Genomic DNA, 2,410 nt, shown 5'->3' with positions numbered 1-2,410 from the left:
CGTCTCCACAAGCGTAAAGGCTATAATCAGATCGTGCATCGTTATACAGGATTTTATGAACGAGATTTTGCAGATACTCTCTGAGAATGCGCGGGCCACGCCAGCGGAGATCGCGGCTCTTCTCGGTAGAACCGAGGAGGATGTCGCCCGCGAGATAAAGGAGCTGGAGGACTCGGGGGTCATAAGAAAGTACATCACTATCATCGACTGGGAGAAGGCGGCAGAGGGCTACGTTTACGCAGTTATAGAGCTGAAGGTGGCCCTTCAGAGATCCACAGGTTACGATTCTGTTGCAGAGAGGATTGCAAGATTCTCCGAGGTTCAGTCTGTGAGGCTCATATCAGGGGATCACGACCTCTCGGTAACAGTCCGAGGAAGATCGATGAGGGACGTGGCCTTCTTTGTGGCGGAGAAGATCGCGCCCCTGGAGGGCGTCCAGTCGACATGCACTCACTTCATACTGAAGAGCTACAAGGAGCACGGTGTCATTCTCACCGATAAGCCCAAGCCCAAGAGACTGGTGATAACAGCATGAGGATCCTCAGAGAAGTTCCAGCATGGAATGCGGAGGCTCATATATCTAGGACCGTCAGGGATCTGCCGCCGTCCGGTATCCGGAGATTCTTCGACCTGGTGAACGAGATGGATGAGGCGATAAGCCTGGGTGTCGGAGAGCCGGACTTCGTCACCCCGTGGCATGTCAGGGAGGCCTGCATATACTCTCTCGAGTCTGGCTACACCTCATACACATCCAACAAGGGGATGCCCGAGCTGCGTGAGGCCATCTCAGATTTCACGAAGGAGCAGCTGGGCCTCGATTACGATCCCGGCGATCAGATACTCGTGACCACAGGCGTGAGCGAGGCCGTGGATCTTGCGTTCAGGGCGACGCTCAATCCGGGGGATGAGGTGATAGTGCCCGAGCCCTGCTACGTCGCATACGTTCCGGACATAATACTGGCAGGCGGCGTGCCCCGGCAGGTCTCCACCAGGATCGACGATGGATTCAGGGTCACTCCAGAATCGATCCTGCCGGCGATCACCGAGAAAACCAAAGCGCTGGTGCTGAGCTATCCGAACAACCCGACGGGCGCGATAATGACGCGCAGCGATCTTGAGGATATAGCAGATCTGGTTGTGGAGCACGATCTTCTCGTCATATCTGATGAGGTCTACGGCATGCTCACGTACTCAGGAACGCATGCAAGCTTCGCACAGCTCGATGGGATGGGCGAGAGGACGATCATACTCAACGGCCTCTCGAAATCACACGCCATGACCGGCTGGAGAATCGGATATGCGCTCGGCGATCCGATGCTCATAGGCGCCATGACCAAGATACATCAGTACACGATGCTCTGTGCTCCGATAATGTCGCAGATGGCTGCTGTTGAGGCCCTCGTGCGCGGCGAGGAGGAGATGCTCAAGATGAAGCACGAGTACAACCTGCGAAGGCGACTCTTCGTATCCGGCTTAAACAGAATAGGTCTGCCGTGCCTGGAGCCGCAGGGTGCTTTCTACGCGTTTCCCTCGATCATTGATACCGGTCTGTCATCAGAAGCATTTGCAGAGCGCCTGCTCAGGGAGCAGAAGGTGGCTGTCGTTCCAGGGAACGTCTTCGGACAGAGCGGCGAGGGGTTCCTGAGGTGCTCTTATGCAACATCCAGGGAGGAGCTGATCGAGGCGCTGGACAGGATCGAGACGTTTCTGAACAAGCTTTAGCAGGTGGGCTGATGCTCAGATCCCGGCTTCTCAGGAGGGAGAGAACAGACGGGCTGCTCAAACCCTTTGCAAGGCTTGGCCTCCATCCGATAGCGTGGTCCGTGCTCTCTCTGCCATTAGCATTTGCGGGCATGCTGCTACTTGGAAGAGGTGAGCTGATCCAGGGGCTGCTGATGTTCCTCGCAGCAGGTGCCATGGATGTCATCGATGGAGCGGTTGCGAGGGCGACCAGCACCGTCACGCTTCTCGGCGCATACATAGACGGGGTCCTGGATCGGTATGTGGAGATCCTGCTCATCATGGGGCTCATGCTCTTCCTCGGCGATCGCATCGACCTGAGACTCTCATTGCTTTTCTCGCTGCTCATCTTCGGATCCCTGATGACGAGCTTTGTAAGGGCCTATGCAGATCACAGAGGTTTGGTCAGGGACCAGGAGGCCCTGAGCAGGATGGGTGGGGTCCTGGAGAGGGCGGAGCGTCTCATGCTCCTCTACGCATGCATAATCTCAGGGATGTACAGCATAGATCTTCTAGTGCTCATATTAACGATCACAGCGCTGCTCGCAAACCTGACCGTGATCCAGAGGGTATTTTTGATTCTGAATTATGCGAGAGGAAATTCGGGAGGTTCCTGACCGAGAGCAACTGGCCGGGTCTCAGGAGACATCCTGAGCACTGGTTCTTGAAA

Annotated in this window: 3 protein-coding genes; all 3 read left to right on the top strand. The window is 55.9% G+C overall.

Annotation, left to right across the window (positions count from 1 at the left end):
• Positions 1 to 55 precede the first annotated feature (55 nt).
• From NQU42_RS08365 to NQU42_RS08355, 3 genes are read left to right on the top strand one after another with little or no spacing between them, the layout of a single operon-like run.
• Positions 56 to 535 (top strand): Lrp/AsnC family transcriptional regulator, encoded by a 480-nt coding sequence (locus NQU42_RS08365; RefSeq protein ID WP_366070339.1) that lies wholly within the window; start codon positions 56 to 58, stop codon positions 533 to 535.
• Complete coding sequence (locus tag NQU42_RS08360; RefSeq protein WP_296610619.1) at positions 532 to 1,722, top strand: aminotransferase class I/II-fold pyridoxal phosphate-dependent enzyme; 1,191 nt, start codon at positions 532 to 534, stop codon at positions 1,720 to 1,722. Before NQU42_RS08365 ends, NQU42_RS08360 begins: the two co-directional genes overlap by 4 nt.
• Positions 1,723 to 1,733: 11 nt before the next feature.
• A complete protein-coding gene (locus NQU42_RS08355; RefSeq protein WP_296610618.1) occupies positions 1,734 to 2,357 on the top strand; it encodes a CDP-alcohol phosphatidyltransferase family protein in 624 nt (207 codons plus the stop codon).
• Positions 2,358 to 2,410: the final 53 nt, after the last annotated feature.

It is taken from the genome of Methanothrix sp., assembly GCF_024518575.1.
Taxonomy (GTDB): Archaea; Halobacteriota; Methanosarcinia; order Methanotrichales; family Methanotrichaceae; genus Methanothrix_B.
This window is presented reverse-complemented; position numbering and strand designations above follow the sequence as displayed.